The organism is Pseudoclavibacter sp. RFBJ3, assembly GCF_002931375.1.
Classification (GTDB): domain Bacteria; phylum Actinomycetota; class Actinomycetes; order Actinomycetales; family Microbacteriaceae; genus Pseudoclavibacter.
Genome location: NZ_PSXZ01000009.1, coordinates 342,263 through 359,458, shown reverse-complemented (window position 1 = coordinate 359,458; position 17,196 = coordinate 342,263). Strand labels below are relative to the sequence as shown.

Sequence of the window (17,196 nt, the reverse complement as noted above, 5' to 3'; positions counted from 1 at the left end):
AACAGCATTGTTGGATGCAACCAAGTTTGATGAACTGCGCATCGGCCTAGCCACGGCAGATGACATTCGCAAGTGGTCGTACGGCGAGGTCAAGAAGCCCGAGACCATCAACTACCGCACGCTCAAGCCCGAGAAGGACGGCCTGTTCGGCGAACAGATCTTCGGACCTTCCCGTGACTGGGAGTGCGCCTGCGGCAAGTACAAGCGCGTGCGCTTCAAGGGCATCGTCTGTGAGCGGTGCGGCGTCGAGGTCACGAAGTCGGCTGTGCGCCGCGAGCGCATGGGCCACATCGAGCTCGCAGCGCCCGTCACGCACATCTGGTACTTCAAGGGCGTTCCGAGCCGTCTCGGATACCTCCTCGACATGGCGCCGAAGGACCTCGAGAAGGTCATCTACTTCGCCGCGTACATGGTCATCTCCGTCGACACCGAGGGGCGTCGCGACGACCTCAGCGGTCTCGAGAGCGAGATGCGTCTTGAGCTCAAGAGCCTCAACGACCAGAAGGATGCGGCCATCGCGGCTCGCATGCTGCGGCTCGAGGAGGAGCTCGGTGCTCTCGAGGCAGAGGGCGCCAAGGCAGACCAGCTTCGCAAGACGAAGGACGCCGGCGAGAAGGAGATGGGTCAGCTCCGCAAGGGGTTCGACGAGGATATCACCCGCGTCGAGCGCGTCTTCGAGTCGTTCAAGAACCTGAAGGTCGGTGAGCTCAAGCCCGAGGACACCGACTTCCACGAGCTCGTCGACCGCTACGGCGACTACTTCGAGGCCTTCATGGGCGCGGAGTCGATCCAGAAGCGCCTGCAGAACTTCGACCTCAAGGCCGAAGGCGAGCTCCTGCGCACGCAGATCGCCGAGGGCAAGGGCCAGAAGAAGATCCGTGCCATCAAGCGACTCAAGGTCGTCTCGTCGTTCCTCGCGACGGGCAACAGCCCCGCCGCGATGGTCCTCGACGTCGTCCCGGTCATCCCGCCGGAGCTCCGCCCCATGGTGCAGCTCGACGGTGGCCGCTTCGCAACGAGCGACCTCAACGACCTCTACCGTCGTGTGATCAACCGCAACAACCGCCTCCGCCGCCTGCTCGACCTCGGTGCTCCCGAGATCATCGTGAACAACGAGAAGCGCATGCTCCAGGAGTCGGTCGACGCGCTGTTCGACAACGGTCGTCGTGGCCGCCCCGTCACGGGAACCGGCAACCGCGCTCTCAAGTCCCTCAGCGACATGCTGAAGGGCAAGCAGGGCCGCTTCCGCCAGAACCTCCTCGGAAAGCGCGTCGACTACTCGGGCCGTTCGGTCATCATCGTGGGCCCGCAGCTGCGCATGCACCAGTGCGGTCTCCCGAAGCAGATGGCGCTCGAGCTGTTCAAGCCGTACGTCATCAAGCGCCTGATCGACCTGCAGCACGCTTCCAACATCAAGGCAGCCAAGCGCGCCGTCGAGCGCGCGAAGCCCGAGGTGTGGGACGTCCTCGAAGAGGTCATCCGCGAGCGTCCCGTGCTGCTCAACCGCGCACCGACGCTGCACCGTCTGGGCATCCAGGCGTTCGAGCCGCTCCTCGTCGAGGGCAAGGCGATCCAGCTGCACCCGCTCGTCTGCGCGGCGTTCAACGCCGACTTCGACGGTGACCAGATGGCAGTCCACCTGCCCCTGTCGGTCGAGGCTCAGGCCGAGGCCCGCGTGCTCATGCTCGCGTCGAACAACATCCTCAAGCCGTCGGATGGCCGCCCCGTCACCCTGCCTTCGCAGGACATGGTCGCGGGTCTGTACCACCTGACGACGCTGCAGGACGATGTCGAGGGTGCTGGACGAGTCTTCTCGTCCACGGCCGAGGCGATCATGGCGTTCGACCAGGGCTCGCTCGACCTGAACGCGCCCATCAGGCTCCGCCTCACGGGCATCACGTTCGAAGAGGGCAAGGCTCCAGAGGGCTACGTGCAGGGAGAGACCGCACTCGTCGAGACGACGCTCGGCCGTGCTCGCTTCAACGAGCTGCTTCCTTCCGACTACCCCTACGTCGAGGACACGATGACCAAGGGACGTCTGTCCGGTGTCGTCAACTACCTCGCGGAGCGGTACTCGAAGGACGAGGTCGCAGAGACCCTCGACCGCATCAAGGACTCCGGCTTCTACTGGGCGACCCGCTCGGGCATCTCGATCGCGCTGAGCGACCTCGTGACGCCCGATTCGAAGCGCGAGATCGTCGAGCGCACCGAGGCTGAGGTCGCCGAGCTGCGCAACGAGTGGCAGGTCATGGGCGCGATCTCCGAGCAGGAGTACCGCGAAGAGGTCATCAAGAAGTGGGAAGCTGCGACCGCGCTCGTCGCCGACGAGATGCAGGCGGCCTTCCCGTCGACCAACTCCATCCACCGCATGGTCACGGCAGGTGCAAACGGAAACTGGCTGCAGGTTCGCCAGATCGCCGGTATGCGTGGCCTGGTCGCCAACCCGAAGGGTGAGACCATTCCTCGCCCGATCGTGCACTCGTACCGCGAGGGCCTGACGGTTGCCGAGTACTTCATCTCGACCCACGGTGCCCGTAAGGGTCTGGCCGACACGGCTCTCCGTACGGCCGACTCCGGCTACCTGACGCGTCGACTCGTCGACGTCTCGCAGGACGTCATCATCCGTGAGGACGACTGCGGCACCGCACGTGGTCTCGACATCCAGATCGCCCACATCACCGATGGCGGCGAGATCGTCGTCGACGACAACGTGGAGAACGCGGTCTACGCCCGCAGCATCTCGGTCGACGCAGTCGACGCCGACGGCAACGTCGTCGCAGCTGCAGGCACCGACATGGGCGACGTCGTCATCGACCAGCTCATGGATGCGGGCATCACCGAGGTCAAGATCCGCTCTGTCCTCACGTGCGAGTCCAGCGTCGGCGTCTGCGCGGCGTGCTACGGCCGCTCGCTCGCCACGGGCAACCTCGTCGACATCGGCGAGGCGGTCGGCATCATCGCGGCACAGTCCATCGGCGAGCCGGGCACCCAGCTCACGATGCGTACCTTCCACTCCGGTGGTGTGTCGAGCGCCGGTGACATCACGCAGGGTCTGCCGCGTGTCCAGGAGCTCTTCGAGGCCCGCACCCCGAAGGGCGCATCGCCGCTCGCCGAGGCCGCTGGTCGCATCGAGATCCAGGACACCGACAAGTCGCGCAAGATCGTCCTCATCCCGGACAACGGCGACGAGCCGCACATCTACCCGGTGCTGAAGCGCGCTGAGCTCCTCGTCGAGGATGGCCAGCACGTCGAGCACGGCCAGCAGCTGCACGAGGGTCCCATCGACCCGAAGGACGTGCTGCGCGTCAAGGGTGCTCGCGAGGTGCAGAAGTACCTCGTCAGCGGTGTGCAGGGCGTCTACCGTTCGCAGGGTGTGCCGATTCACGACAAGCACATCGAGGTCATCGTTCGTCAGATGCTCCGGAAGATCACGGTCATCGACCACGGCGAGACCGACATGCTGCCGGGTGAGCTCGCTGATGGACAGCGCTTCGCTTCCATCAACCGCGCAGCCGTCATGTCTGGCCGCAAGCCCGCGACCGGCCGTCAGGAAGTCATGGGAATCACGAAGGCGTCGCTTGCGACCGAGTCGTGGCTCTCGGCGGCTTCGTTCCAGGAGACGACCCGCGTGCTCACGCAGGCCGCCATGGAAGCGACGACCGACCCGCTGGTCGGCCTGAAGGAGAACGTCATCATCGGACGCCTCATCCCGGCCGGTACTGGTCTCACCAAGTACCGCGAGATGTCGGTCGAGCCGACCGACGAGGCTCGCGCCGAGCGGTACCCGTTCGGTGCCGATGAGGGCAGCTTCGACGAGAACGACCTCACCTTCGTGGACTTCGAGGCCTTCTCGAGCGACGACTTCGGCGGATCCAACTTCAGCTAGTCACTCGCTCGCGTCGACTCGACGCAGCTCCAGCGCGAACGCCCCCACCCGTCTCGGGTGGGGGCGTTCGTGCGTCTGCGGCTTGTCACCGACCCGATGCGTGCGGACGGCCCTAACGTTGGCCTCATGAGTGACGACACGCGCGCGCCTCGCCAGCCCTTCGATGACGGCCCGCGGCCGGAGGCCGGCGGAGGGACGGGCGAGCCCCGAGAGCTTCCGGACGCCCAGGACCAGCTGGAGGCCGCGCTTGCGCGCAGCCGAGGTATCGGCGAGGACGGCGACGTGCGCTCTGGCGACGTGCTCGCGGCGGACGACCTCGCGTTCGATGGGCGCGCTGAGGCACCGACCGATCCGGCGCTCGCCCCGCAGGACGACGTCGCGGTGGCATTCTCCGACCCGCTGGCCGCGGACGGCTCGACGGCTGCCGAGGCGGCAGACCCCAACGCCACGGTGGGCCTGGACCGCGAGGAGCTCGCAGCCGTGCTCGGCCACCAGCCTGATCGGGATGCCACTGAGCCACCTGCTGCGGAGTCCCACGCCGTCCCCGAGCAGACCGACGACGTCGACGTCGCCGCCCCGTCTCAGCATCTCGACCATGACATCTCGGAGCCGTCCGAGGCCGCTGATTCCGCGGACGTCCGCCCCGACGGCAGCGAGGACCTCGTCGACTCGTACGGCTCCGTTCCCGTCGTCGACCGAGTGGTCGCCGAGGAGGATGATGCCGCCGACTTCCCGGTCACGGAGCCCGTGCCCGCACAGGAGCTCGCTGCCGACGCCATCGGCGCCGAATCCGTCGCCGCGATCACGGTGGACGCCGCCGGCTCGGCGACCGCCCCCGAGGACGAGCTCGACGCCCCGCGCCGGACCCTGGAGATCGACCGCACCGCTGCCCGCGTCGCGGCGGTGAACGCCGTCGCGCCTGTCGCCGCAGCAGCGCTCGATAGTGAACGAGCGGCTGAGAGGGATGCCGGCGATGCCGTGCAGGCGGAGGTCGTCGTCACGGAGACGGTGACCGAGCAGCTCGCCGACAACGGCGAGACGGTCGAGGCCGTCACCGTCACCGAGCGGGTCGATGTCGTGGAGGGCACCTCGGCCACGGACCCGGTTGTGCCCGCGGTGGCCGCAGAGACGTCAGGAGGGCTCGCTGAGGGTGATGGAGTCACGGAGGCAGACATCTCCTCGACCGAGGCTGAGGGTGACGCCACGGGCCCATCTGAGCGCCTGCGCGACGAGGGCGACGACGGGCGCGTCGCCGGAGCTGTCGCCACGACGTCCTCGACGGACGACGCGACCTTCGCCCCGCTGCGTCTCTCTGCCCCCACGGACAGCGACGACCTCGCGCCCGTGAAGCCGAAGAAACGCGGGAACCGGATGTTCGCCGTGTTCGTCGCGCTGGTCGCGGCCGTGGTGTTCGCCGCCCTGTATCTGCTGGCCTTCGCTGTGCTGCGCACGGCGTTCAACACCGGCCTCGACCCGATCGGCGAGGCTTCGGAGTTCGCCATAACGGCGGCCTTCACGGTGCCGGTGACGGTCTTCGCCGCCTTCGGAGTCATCTGGGCGCTCATCGTGAATCGCGCTGGCTGGTGGGCCTACGTGCTCGGGGGTTTCCTCGCTGCCGCGCTTGTCGTCCTCGGCTACTACTTCGGTGCCGCGCTGCAGCAGCACCTCGCGGATGGGCTGCCGCTCACGAGCATCCGGATCGACGAGGTGATCGCGAAGTTCGGCGCCTCCGAGCACCTGCTCACGGCTCTGGTCGCGGCCATCGCGGCCCGGGAGGCCTTCACGTGGGTCGGAGGCATCGCGGCGGCACGCGGACGCCGGGTGTCCCGCGCGAACCGCAGGGCCAAGCTCAGCTACGAGAAGCGCATGGCCGATCGCGCCGCCGAGACCGCAGAGGCGAACGGAGCGGCAGAGTGAGCGATGGCACGCAGCTCCGACGGCTGACGCTGCCGAGCGAGGAGTTCCCCGCTTTCCCAGCTGTGTCCCTCGAGGTCCCTGCCGGCTGGGAGCCGCTGCAGTGGGCGGGGTCGGTGCTCGGCGCCCGTCACCTGGTGGCGACCAACGGATTCAACCCGAACGTGCTGGTCACGATCGAGCGATGGCCTGGAACGATCTCGCAAGAGGATGCGCTCACCGTGCTCCGGCAGCGCATCACGCAGGGGGGTGGCAAGGAGCGATCCGCGGAGACGCTCGACCAGCCCCAGCTGTCCCACTACGTCGAGTCCACGCAGCGGGACCAGAGGCTGGGCGGACTCGAGGTCCGCTCGAAGATGGTGATCCTGCACCGTGGGCCTGTCACGGAGATCGTGACGGCTGTCGGGACGAGCACCGCAGGACAGTCGGCGCATATCGGCAAGGACATCGCTGGCATCGTCCGCGGCCTGCAGGTCGAGGTCACGTCCTGAGGAAGGCGGCTGCGAGCTCATGATCGAACGCTTCGATGCCGAGCTACCGCCTGATCCCGGCTCCTCGTGGGGGAGGGCTGGGACGTGGGGTGCCGTCAGCGGCCTCGTGTTCGCGTCGCTCGTCATCGCGACGTGGGGATTCGTCTCCCTCGGCCTCGACAGGGACGTCATCGAGCTGCCAGGCGTCGGTGTCCTCGTGGCGCCATTGGCGGTGGCGGCCGCGACGGCCGTGGTCGCGCTCTCCGCGGCGGTTGCGCTCCGCAGGAGGTTCCTCGGCAAGCCGGGTTCGCTCTGGCTGTCGCTTCCGGGCAGCCTGCTCGCCTGGCTCGCGTTCGCGATCATGGCCGGCATCGCGGTATCGAGCTCCCGGCCGGAGCCGGGGGCGTCGGATGCGATCTCCACGCTTCCGAGCCAGGTCGCCGTGGGCCTCTCCACAAGTCCGTTCGGGATCGCGATCGTGCCGCTCGCGATCATCGTGATCATCGCCGTCCTCCTCTCGACGGCACGTCCGTCCGGACGCGATCGGGGTGTGGCTTGACCCTGCAAAACTGACGGGGTAGGATTTTTCGGTGCGCGCGCCCTGTCGCGCCCAAAACCGTGCGAACGTTGAAACTGTGTAAAACCGCAGCTCAACGCGCAACTGTAAGCAACGCCAGTCGCCTCGACTGCCACCGCTTCACCAACCAGCGATACCAGAGATTTTGTACCGCCGGTCGGTTATCAAGAGGCAAACAGTGCCTCGTAGGCACAGGAATCGTGCTTACCACGATCACGCAGTACAAAACCAAGGAGATTATTCGTGCCAACAATTCAGCAGTTGGTCCGCAAGGGCCGCCGCCCCAAGGCGTCGGCGTCCAAGACGCCAGCCCTGAAGGCCAACCCTCAGCAGCGCGGGGTTTGCACCCGCGTCTACACGACGACGCCTAAGAAGCCGAACTCGGCGCTCCGCAAGGTTGCCCGTGTCAAGCTGTCGAACGGCACCGAGGTGACCGCCTACATCCCAGGTGAGGGCCACAACCTCCAGGAGCACTCGATGGTGCTCGTCCGTGGCGGCCGTGTGAAGGACCTCCCGGGTGTGCGGTACAAGATCGTCCGCGGTGCACTCGACACCCAGGCAGTGAAGAACCGCAAGCAGGCTCGCAGCCGTTACGGCGCGAAGATGGAGAAGAAGTAATGCCACGTAAGGGTCCAGCCCCCAAGCGCCCCGTGGTCGCCGACCCCGTGTACGGCGCCCCCATCGTCAGCCAGCTCGTCAACAAGATCCTTCTTGATGGCAAGAAGGGCCTCGCCGAGCGCATCGTCTACGACGCACTCGAGGGTGTCGCTGCCAAGTCCGAGCTCGACGCAGTCGCGACTCTGAAGAAGGCGCTCGACAACGTGCGCCCCACGCTCGAGGTTCGCTCGCGCCGCGTCGGTGGCTCGACCTACCAGGTCCCGGTCGAGGTCAAGCCTCACCGCGCCAACACGCTCGCTCTCCGCTGGCTCACGAGCTACGCGAAGAACCGTCGCGAGAAGTCGATGACCGAGCGCCTCACGAACGAGATCCTCGACGCATCCAACGGCCTCGGCGCCGCGGTGAAGCGCCGTGAAGACACGCACAAGATGGCCGAGTCGAACAAGGCCTTCGCGCACTACCGCTGGTAATCCAGCAGCTGGTAGCCCTCACCACTCTCGCTTCAATCCTTTCGGAGGACACCCGTGGCACAGGACGTGCTTACTGACCTGAACAAGGTCCGCAACATCGGCATCATGGCGCACATCGATGCTGGCAAGACGACAACCACCGAGCGCATCCTGTTCTACACCGGTGTCAACCACAAGCTCGGCGAGACGCATGACGGCGCCTCGACGACGGACTGGATGGAGCAGGAGCAGGAGCGTGGCATCACGATCACCTCCGCTGCTGTGACGTCGTTCTGGAAGAAGAACCAGATCAACATCATCGACACGCCTGGTCACGTCGACTTCACCGTCGAGGTGGAGCGTTCGCTCCGCGTCCTCGACGGTGCCGTCGCCGTGTTCGACGGCAAGGAGGGCGTTGAGCCCCAGTCGGAGACCGTCTGGCGTCAGGCTGACAAGTACGACGTCCCGCGCATCTGCTTCGTCAACAAGATGGACAAGCTCGGCGCCGACTTCTACTTCACGGTCGACACGATCATCAACCGCCTCGGCGCGAAGCCGCTCGTCATCCAGCTCCCCATCGGCGCTGAGAACGACTTCATCGGCGTCGTCGACCTGGTCGAGATGAACGCCAAGGTCTGGCCGAGCGACTCCAAGGGTGACACCACCCTGGGTGCTGCGTACGAGACCCAGGAGATCCCGGAAGACCTCAAGGAGCGCGCCGAGGAGTACCGCACGAAGCTGCTCGAGGCCGTCGCCGAGACCGACGACGCGCTCATGGAGCGCTTCTTCGCCGGCGAGGAGATCTCGATTCCCGAGATCAAGGCAGCCATCCGCAAGCTCACCGTCACGAGCGAGATGTACCCGGTGCTCTGCGGCTCCGCGTTCAAGAACCGCGGCGTCCAGCCGATGCTCGATGCCGTCGTCGACTACCTCCCGTCGCCGCTCGACGTTCCTGCCGTCATCGGCATGAACCCGCGTGACGAGTCGGAGGAGCTCACGCGTCGTCCGAGCGCCGACGAGCCCTTCGCGGCTCTCGCGTTCAAGATCGCCGTGCACCCGTTCTTCGGTCGCCTCATCTACACGCGCGTCTACTCGGGACACGTCCCGTCCGGCGCGCAGGTCGTGAACTCCTCGAAGGGCAAGAAGGAGCGCATCGGGAAGATCTTCCAGATGCACGCCAACAAGGAGAACCCGGTCGAGTCGATGACCGCTGGACACATCTACGCCGTCATCGGCCTCAAGGACACCATGACCGGTGACACCCTGAGCGACCCTGACAAGCAGATCGTCCTCGAGTCGATGACCTTCCCGGACCCCGTCATCGAGGTCGCGATCGAGCCGAAGACCAAGGCCGACCAGGAGAAGCTCGGAACGGCTATCCAGAAGCTGGCCGAGGAAGACCCGACGTTCCGCGTCATGCTCGACCAGGAGACCGGTCAGACGGTCATCAAGGGCATGGGCGAGCTGCACCTCGACATCCTCGTCGACCGCATGAAGCGCGAGTTCAAGGTCGAGGCGAACGTGGGCAAGCCCCAGGTCGCCTACCGCGAGACGCTCACGAAGGTCGTCGAGAAGTTCGACTACACCCACAAGAAGCAGACGGGTGGCTCCGGCCAGTTCGCCAAGATCCAGATCAAGCTCGAGCCGCTTGAGATGGACGCGGAGAAGACCTACGAGTTCGTGAACGCCGTCACCGGTGGTCGCGTGCCTCGTGAGTACATCCCTTCCGTGGATGCTGGCATCCAGGACGCCATGCAGGTCGGCGTCCTCGCCGGCTACCCGATGGTGGGCGTCAAGGCGTCGCTCCTCGATGGTGCTGCCCACGACGTCGACTCCTCGGAGATGGCGTTCAAGATCGCGGGCTCGATCGCGTTCAAGGAAGCAGCCCCCAAGGCCGGTCCCGTCATCCTCGAGCCGCTCATGTCGGTCGAGGTCCGTACTCCTGAGGAGTACATGGGCGACGTGATCGGCGACCTGAACTCCCGCCGCGGCCAGATCCAGTCGATGGAAGATGCCAGTGGCGTGAAGGTAGTGCGTGCACTCGTACCGCTGTCGGAGATGTTCGGATACATCGGTGACCTGCGCAGCAAGACCTCTGGTCGCGCTGTGTACTCGATGACGTTCGAAACCTACTCCGAGGTCCCCAAGGCCGTTGCCGAGGAGATCATCCAGAAGAACCGGGGCGAATAAGCCTCTACCGGCTCGGGTGACGCAGCGCGTCGCCCGAGCGGGTAACATTCATCACTGAAAACCCGGAAGTCCTTCTGCATCATTGGCGGATGGACACCAACGACGTCCTAGGAGGACCACAGTGGCCAAGGCCAAGTTCGAGCGGACCAAGCCGCACGTAAACATCGGAACGATCGGTCACGTCGACCACGGCAAGACCACGCTCACCGCAGCGATCTCGAAGGTGCTTGCTGACAAGTACCCTTCGGCGACCAACGTGCAGCGTGACTTCGCGTCGATCGACTCCGCTCCGGAAGAGCGTCAGCGCGGTATCACGATCAACATCTCCCACGTCGAGTACGAGACGCCCAAGCGTCACTACGCTCACGTCGATGCTCCGGGTCACGCCGACTACATCAAGAACATGATCACGGGCGCTGCGCAGATGGATGGCGCAATCCTCGTGGTCGCCGCAACCGACGGCCCCATGGCTCAGACGCGTGAGCACGTGCTGCTCGCCAAGCAGGTCGGCGTGCCGTACCTGGTCGTCGCGCTGAACAAGGCCGACATGGTTGACGACGAGGAGATCCTGGAGCTCGTCGAGCTCGAGGTTCGCGAGCTCCTCTCCAGCCAGGACTACCCCGGCGACGACGCTCCTGTCGTCCAGGTCTCCGGCCTCAAGGCGCTTGAGGGCGACGAGGCTTGGGCCGAGAAGATCGTCGAGCTCATGCAGGCTGTCGACGACAACGTGCCGGAGCCCGTCCGCGACAAGGACAAGCCGTTCCTCATGCCCGTCGAGGACGTCTTCACGATCACCGGTCGTGGAACCGTCGTCACGGGTCGCGCCGAGCGTGGCACGCTCGCCATCAACTCGGACGTCGAGATCGTCGGACTCCGTCCGACCGTCAAGACGACCGTCACGGGTATCGAGATGTTCCACAAGCAGCTCGACGAGGCGTGGGCCGGTGAGAACTGTGGTCTGCTCCTTCGTGGCACCAAGCGTGAGGACGTCGAGCGCGGTCAGGTCATCGTCGCTCCCGGTTCCGTCACGCCGCACACGAACTTCGAGGGAACTGCCTACATCCTCTCGAAGGACGAGGGTGGCCGTCACAACCCGTTCTTCACGAACTACCGCCCGCAGTTCTACTTCCGCACCACGGACGTGACCGGCGTCATCACCCTGCCCGAGGGCAAGGAAATGATCATGCCCGGTGACACCACGGACATGACGGTCGAGCTCATCCAGCCGATCGCCATGGAAGAGGGCCTCGGCTTCGCGATCCGTGAGGGTGGCCGCACGGTCGGCGCCGGCACGGTGACGAAGATCAACAAGTAAGCTTCCAGCTCACTTCGCAGTGGGGTCGGACCTTCGGGTCCGGCCCCATTTCGTGTTTTCATCCGTTTTCACGGAGTCGAGATGCGAGCTACACTCGTCTCTCGTGTGCCGGGTCGAAGCCTGCCCCTTCCCTGGCGCTGATCGGTCGCCTCCGCATCCCCAGCCGAGGGCCATCCATCGCCTCAGTGCAGTCAGGGAGCACGACGTATGTCCGTACGCGCAGAACGCCCGACGAGCGTGCCAGCTCGGCCGGAGCCGAATCGCTACCGCTCGGACATCCAGGGCCTGCGCGCGATCGCCTCGCTGCTCGTCGCGTCGTTCCACATCTGGTTCGGCACGGTCTCCGGCGGTGTCGACCTCTTCTTCGTCCTCGGCGGCTTCCTGCTGGCGACGACGCTTGTCGGCGAGCTCGAGCGACGGGGGAGCATCCGCGCCTGGCAGTACGTCAAGCGCACGGCCACCCGGCTCTTCCCGATGGCCGGACTCGTCCTCATCGTGGTCTCAGCAGTGCTCCTCATGACCGAGTCGCCGCTGTCGTTCCAGCGCAACGTGACGGATATCTTCGCCGCCGCGACGTACTGGGAGAACTGGCGGCTGGCGGGGGACGCAACCGACTACATCTCCGCGGGGCACGACAAGTCGGCCGTGCAGCACTTCTGGGCGATGTCGGTCCAGGGGCAGGCGACGCTGCTGCTGCTCGCGTTCGTGCTCATCCTGGGGGCCATTGCGAAGCTCGCGAAGTGGCGTGTGCGTCGTGTCGCTACTGCGGGATTCGCGCTCCTCACTGCAGCATCGCTCATCTACGCGCTCAACGGCGTCGCGAGCGATCCTGTGCCCACCTACTACAGCACCTGGGCCCGCCTCTGGGAGTTCGGCATCGGCGCCGTCGCCGCGCTCGTGATGACGCGTATCCACCTGCCGAGGACCGTGCGAGCGCTTCTCGGCAGCCTCGGCCTCGCACTCGTGCTCACCGCGGGTCTCCTCCCGAGCGAATGGCCGTACCCGGGCCTCATCGCCCTGTACCCCGTCGGGGGTGCGCTCCTCGTGCTCATCTCAGGTGCCTCAGGGGAGCTCTCCGGCGGGAATCGTCTGCTCACGTGGCGACCGCTCGTCTGGCTCGGCGGCTTCTCGTATGGCCTGTACCTGTGGAGCTGGCCGATCCTCAAGCTCTTCGTCGAGCTCTTTCCCGAGCGCAGCGAGCCGGTGTCGTTCTTCGACGGTCTCCTGCTCCTCGCCGTGTCCATCACCGTCGCCTGGGCGATGTCGCGCTTCCTCGCGTTCCTTGGCCGCGTCCGCAATCCGGTGGCCCAGGTGGATTCGACGGCACCGAGATGGAAGCGCAATCCCCGGCTGCTGACCTCGGTCAGCGTGCCGTTGATCGCCATCGTGGCCTTCGTGGGTGTGCAGCTCGCGCCTGGCCTGCGCCAGGAGGCCATCGCAGACCTCGGTCCCGGGCAGACCGTCACGAGCGAGCAGCAGCTGAGCCTCGCGATCACCGAGGCGCTCCTCGAGCCGACCGCGCTCAACGGCGAGGCGGTCTCGGGATGGGATGCACTCGGCCCGGAATGGTCGGTGAACGGCTGCCTGACGGTCACCGACGACAATCGAGCCAACTGCCGCTACGCACCCGAAGATGCCGATCAGGACTCCGGCGAAGAGCTCTGGATCGTCGGCGACTCGCAGGCTGTCTCCTGGGCACCCGGCGTCCGGGCAGCTGTCGGTGACGAGACGACCGTGCAACTGCTCGGCAAGAGCATGTGCCCCTTCACTCAGGGCGCAGCCCTCGACAGATCAGGCGACATGAAGGACGAGTGCGCCGCCCACAACAACTGGGTCATGGAGCTCGCTGCTGCGGACCGACCGGACACGGTGATCATCTCCTATGGCGGCTGGTGGGTGGGGGAGCAGTTCGGTGACCTCGCGTGGAACAAGGGAACCACGCTCGGCGAGGGCTCCGTTGAACTGGTCCGCGAGCTCACCGAGATGGGAATCGACGTCATCTGGCTCGACGCAGTGACTCCCGCCAACTCCCTGGACGCCTGCCTCGCCGCATCGACGCGGCAACAGGCCGAGGAATCCTGCACGAGCGCCTTCGGGCCGGAGTTCGTGGAGCGTCGCGATCACCAGGCCGAGCAGATGGCGGCAGGCGGAGCCGCGGTCGTCCGGACCTCCGACTGGTTCTGCGACGTGGAGCTCGGGCTCTGCCCCCTCGTCGTCGCTGGGATCGCCGTGCATTCGGACCCGACGCACGTGGGTCGCGAGTACTCGGTGTTCCTCGCCGATGTCATCGCACAGGGCCTCGCGGACGCGCGCGCCGAGTGACCAGCGAAATCCGCGACACGCCCGGGTTGCAAGAACAGGCCTCCCCGGTCTAAACTCGATGAGTTCAGTATTTCGGGGCACGGCGCTAGTCGTGTGTTCGAATCACTGCCCGGAGTGTGCATAAGCGCCCCGCGTCGCAAGACGCCTGGTGTGCAGCTTAGGCCGCCGGCAGCAGAGCAAAGCTCCGGCCAAAGGAAGACACCTCACCGAGGTCGAATCCCGAAGGCCGTCCATCAGCTTGAGTACACTCCTGTGCTCCGAGCAGGTGAACTTGACAGAAAAACAGTGGTGCGAATCCCGGCGTGAAGACGCCACGGGGTTGCATGCGAAGCCGCAATGGCGGCACGTCATTGAGAGAGAGAGTCAACCATGGCGGGACAGAAGATCCGCATTCGACTGAAGTCGTATGACCACGAGGTCATCGACAGCTCGGCGCGCAAGATCGTCGACACCGTAACCCGTGCTGGCGCCTCCGTCATCGGTCCGGTGCCCCTGCCTACCGAGAAGAACGTGATCGCTGTGATCCGTAGCCCTCACAAGTACAAGGACAGCCGCGAGCACTTCGAGATGCGCACCCACAAGCGTCTGATCGACATTGTCGACCCGACGCCGAAGGCCGTCGACTCGCTCATGCGCCTCGACCTTCCGGCCGATGTCAACATCGAGATCAAGCTCTAGGGAAACACATGTCTACCGCTACCAAGACGTTCAAGGGTCTGCTGGGCACGAAGCTCGGCATGACCCAGGTCTGGGACGCTGAAAACCGTCTCGTCCCCGTCACGGTCATCCAGGTGAGCACCAACGTCGTCACCGAGATCATGACCGTCGAAAAGAACGGCTACGAAGCCGTTCAGATCGCCGCAGGCGCGATCGACCCGCGCAAGGTGAACAAGCCGGCAGCCGGCAAGTTCGCAGCAGCGGGCGTCACGCCTCGCCGCCACATCACCGAGCTCCGCACCGCTGATGCAGCCTCGTACACGATCGGTCAGGAGCTCGGCGCAGACACGTTCGAGCCCGGCACCAAGATCGACGTCGTCGGCACCAGCAAGGGCAAGGGCTTCGCCGGTGTCATGAAGCGTCACAACTTCTCCGGTGTCGGCGCATCTCACGGTGCGCACAAGAACCACCGTCGCCCCGGCTCCATCGGTGCCTCCGCGACCCCCAGCCGTGTCTTCAAGGGCACGCGCATGGCTGGCCGGATGGGTGGCGACCGCGTCACCGTCCAGAACCTCACGGTTCACGCAGCCGACGCCGAGAAGGGCATCCTCCTCGTCAAGGGTGCTGTCCCCGGCCCCAAGGGTCGTCTCGTTTTCGTTCGCAACGCAGTGAAGGGGGCCTAGTTTCCTATGGCAACCAAGATTGACGTCACCGACGCAGCCGGCAAGAAGTCCGGCTCGGTCGAACTGCCTGCCGCCATCTTCGACGCGCAGACCAACGTCCCGCTGATCCACCAGGTCGTCGTCGCACAGCGTGCGGCTGCTCGTCAGGGCACGCACAAGACGAAGAACCGTGGAGAGGTTTCCGGCTCCGGTCGCAAGCCGTTCAAGCAGAAGGGCACCGGCCGCGCCCGCCAGGGTTCGGTCCGCATGCCGCAGCACAAGGGTGGTGGCATCGTCCACGGACCGACGCCGCGTGACTACTCGCAGCGCACCCCCAAGAAGATGATCGCAGCCGCCCTCATCGGCGCACTGAGCGACCGCGCACGCGGTGGCCACCTGCACATCGTCGACTCCCTCGTCACGGGTGAGAAGGCCTCGACCAAGGTCGCAGCCGCAGCAATCGCGAAGGTCGCGGCGGGACGCAACATCCTCGTCGTCCTCGACCGCAGCGATGAGCTCAGCCTCCTGAGCGTCCGCAACCTGAAGGCACTTCACGTGCTCTTCGTGGACCAGCTCAACGCCTACGACGTCCTCGTCTCGGACGACATCCTCTTCACGAAGGCTGCTTACGACGCGTTCGTCGAGAGCAAGACCAGCAAGGAGCAGGGCGCATGAGCGCAAACAACAAGGACCCGCGCGACATCATCTTCGCGCCGGTGATCTCCGAGAAGAGCTACAGCCTGATCGACCAGGGCAAGTACACCTTCGAGGTCGACCCCCGTTCGAACAAGACCGAGATCAAGCTCGCTATCGAGCAGATCTTCGACGTCAAGGTCGACAAGGTCAACACCTTGAACCGCACGGGCAAGACGCGCCGCACCCGCTTCGGGCTCGGCAAGCGCAAGGACACCAAGCGCGCCATCGTCTCGCTCAAGTCCGGCACCATCGACATCTTCTCGAACGCCGGTTAATCGAGAGCACAGAGGACGAATTCACATGGCTATTCGCAATTACAAGCCCACGACGCCAGGTCGTCGTGGAGCCTCGGTGTCCGAGTTCACCGAGATCACGCGCTCGACTCCCGAAAAGTCGCTGCTCCGCCCCCTCACCAAGTCGGGTGGACGCAACAACCAGGGACGCATCACGACCCGTCACATCGGTGGTGGCCACAAGCGCCAGTACCGCGTCATCGACTTCCGTCGTAACGACAAGGACGGCGTGAACGCCAAGGTCGCTCACATCGAGTACGACCCCAACCGCACCGCTCGCATCGCGCTGCTGCACTTCTTCGACGGATCCAAGCGCTACATCCTGGCTCCCAACAAGCTCAAGCAGGGCGACATCGTCGAGTCGGGCGCTGGCGCCGACATCAAGCCGGGCAACAACCTCCCGCTTCGCAACATCCCGACCGGTACGGTCATCCACGCCATCGAGCTCCGCCCAGGCGGCGGCGCGAAGATGGCGCGCTCGGCCGGAGCCTCCGTTCGCCTCGTTGCGAAGGACGGCCCCTACGCCCAGCTGCGTCTGCCGAGCGGCGAAGTCCGCAACGTCGACGTGCGCTGCCGCGCGACGATCGGCGAGGTCGGCAACGCCGAGCAGTCGAACATCAACCTGGGCAAGGCCGGCCGCAAGCGCTGGCTCGGCGTTCGCCCGACGGTCCGTGGTGTCGTCATGAACCCGGTCGACCACCCGCACGGTGGTGGTGAGGGCCGCACATCCGGTGGACGTCACCCGGTGAGCCCCTGGGGTAAGCCAGAAGGCCGCACCCGTCGCCCCAACAAGGAGAGCGACAAGCTCATCGTCCGCCGTCGCCCTGCCGGCAAGAAGCGTAAGTAGGAGATCAGAAGATGCCTCGCAGTCTCAAGAAGGGCCCCTTCGTCGACGAACACCTCTTCCAGAAGGTGGTCAAGCAGAACGAAGCTGGCTCGAAGAACGTCATCAAGACCTGGTCGCGCCGATCGATGATCGTGCCGGACATGCTCGGCCACACCATCGCCGTGCACGACGGTCGCAAGCACATCCCCGTGTTTGTCACCGAAACCATGGTCGGCCACAAGCTCGGCGAGTTTGCACCGACCCGCACCTTCCGTGGACACGAGAAGGACGACAAGAAGGGTCGTCGCCGCTAACGCGGCG

The 17,196-nt window shown here is 65.6% G+C and carries 15 protein-coding genes; all 15 read left to right on the top strand.

The annotated features are described in order from the left end of the window. The first annotated feature begins 7 nt into the window (after positions 1–7). A complete protein-coding gene (locus tag C5E07_RS11050) occupies positions 8–3,886 on the top strand; it encodes a DNA-directed RNA polymerase subunit beta' (RefSeq protein WP_104242696.1) in 3,879 nt (1,292 codons plus the stop codon). 126 nt (positions 3,887–4,012) lie between these two features. Beyond that, on the top strand, positions 4,013–5,803 hold the full coding sequence (locus tag C5E07_RS11045; RefSeq protein WP_146080575.1) for a hypothetical protein: 1,791 nt from the start codon (positions 4,013–4,015) through the stop codon (positions 5,801–5,803). Then, complete coding sequence (locus tag C5E07_RS11040; protein WP_104299437.1) at positions 5,800–6,291, top strand: hypothetical protein; 492 nt, start codon at positions 5,800–5,802, stop codon at positions 6,289–6,291. Before C5E07_RS11045 ends, C5E07_RS11040 begins: the two co-directional genes overlap by 4 nt. Before the next feature lie 19 nt (positions 6,292–6,310). Next, on the top strand, positions 6,311–6,829 hold the full coding sequence (locus tag C5E07_RS11035) for a hypothetical protein (RefSeq protein ID WP_104242690.1): 519 nt from the start codon (positions 6,311–6,313) through the stop codon (positions 6,827–6,829). A 261-nt stretch (positions 6,830–7,090) separates the two neighbouring features. Next, positions 7,091–7,465: a 30S ribosomal protein S12 gene (rpsL, locus tag C5E07_RS11030; protein ID WP_068479306.1), complete on the top strand. Its 375-nt coding sequence runs from the start codon at positions 7,091–7,093 to the stop codon at positions 7,463–7,465. Next, on the top strand, positions 7,465–7,935 hold the full coding sequence (gene rpsG, locus C5E07_RS11025) for a 30S ribosomal protein S7 (RefSeq protein ID WP_068479304.1): 471 nt from the start codon (positions 7,465–7,467) through the stop codon (positions 7,933–7,935). Before rpsL ends, rpsG begins: the two co-directional genes overlap by 1 nt. A gap of 54 nt (positions 7,936–7,989) precedes the next feature. After that, entirely contained in the window at positions 7,990–10,104 is a 2,115-nt protein-coding gene (fusA, locus tag C5E07_RS11020) for an elongation factor G (RefSeq protein ID WP_104242688.1), read from the top strand. A gap of 121 nt (positions 10,105–10,225) precedes the next feature. Next, positions 10,226–11,419, top strand: a complete 1,194-nt coding sequence (tuf, locus tag C5E07_RS11015; protein WP_104242686.1) for an elongation factor Tu — start codon at positions 10,226–10,228, stop codon at positions 11,417–11,419. A 207-nt stretch (positions 11,420–11,626) separates the two neighbouring features. Further along, positions 11,627–13,741, top strand: coding sequence for an acyltransferase family protein (locus tag C5E07_RS11010; protein ID WP_104299436.1), 2,115 nt, complete (start codon positions 11,627–11,629; stop codon positions 13,739–13,741). A gap of 369 nt (positions 13,742–14,110) precedes the next feature. After that, positions 14,111–14,419 carry a 30S ribosomal protein S10 gene (rpsJ, locus tag C5E07_RS11005; protein WP_068479296.1) on the top strand — a complete coding sequence of 103 codons (309 nt, stop codon included), beginning with the start codon at positions 14,111–14,113 and terminating at the stop codon, positions 14,417–14,419. A gap of 8 nt (positions 14,420–14,427) precedes the next feature. Then, complete coding sequence (gene rplC, locus C5E07_RS11000; protein ID WP_104242682.1) at positions 14,428–15,081, top strand: 50S ribosomal protein L3; 654 nt, start codon at positions 14,428–14,430, stop codon at positions 15,079–15,081. A gap of 6 nt (positions 15,082–15,087) precedes the next feature. Next, entirely contained in the window at positions 15,088–15,735 is a 648-nt protein-coding gene (gene rplD / locus C5E07_RS10995; RefSeq protein WP_104299435.1) for a 50S ribosomal protein L4, read from the top strand. Then, a complete protein-coding gene (rplW, locus tag C5E07_RS10990; RefSeq protein ID WP_068479290.1) occupies positions 15,732–16,031 on the top strand; it encodes a 50S ribosomal protein L23 in 300 nt (99 codons plus the stop codon). Before rplD ends, rplW begins: the two co-directional genes overlap by 4 nt. Positions 16,032–16,056: 25 nt before the next feature. Then, complete coding sequence (gene rplB / locus C5E07_RS10985) at positions 16,057–16,896, top strand: 50S ribosomal protein L2 (protein WP_104299434.1); 840 nt, start codon at positions 16,057–16,059, stop codon at positions 16,894–16,896. An 11-nt stretch (positions 16,897–16,907) separates the two neighbouring features. Next, a complete protein-coding gene (rpsS, locus tag C5E07_RS10980; RefSeq protein WP_068479286.1) occupies positions 16,908–17,189 on the top strand; it encodes a 30S ribosomal protein S19 in 282 nt (93 codons plus the stop codon). The last annotated feature ends 7 nt before the right edge of the window (positions 17,190–17,196 follow it).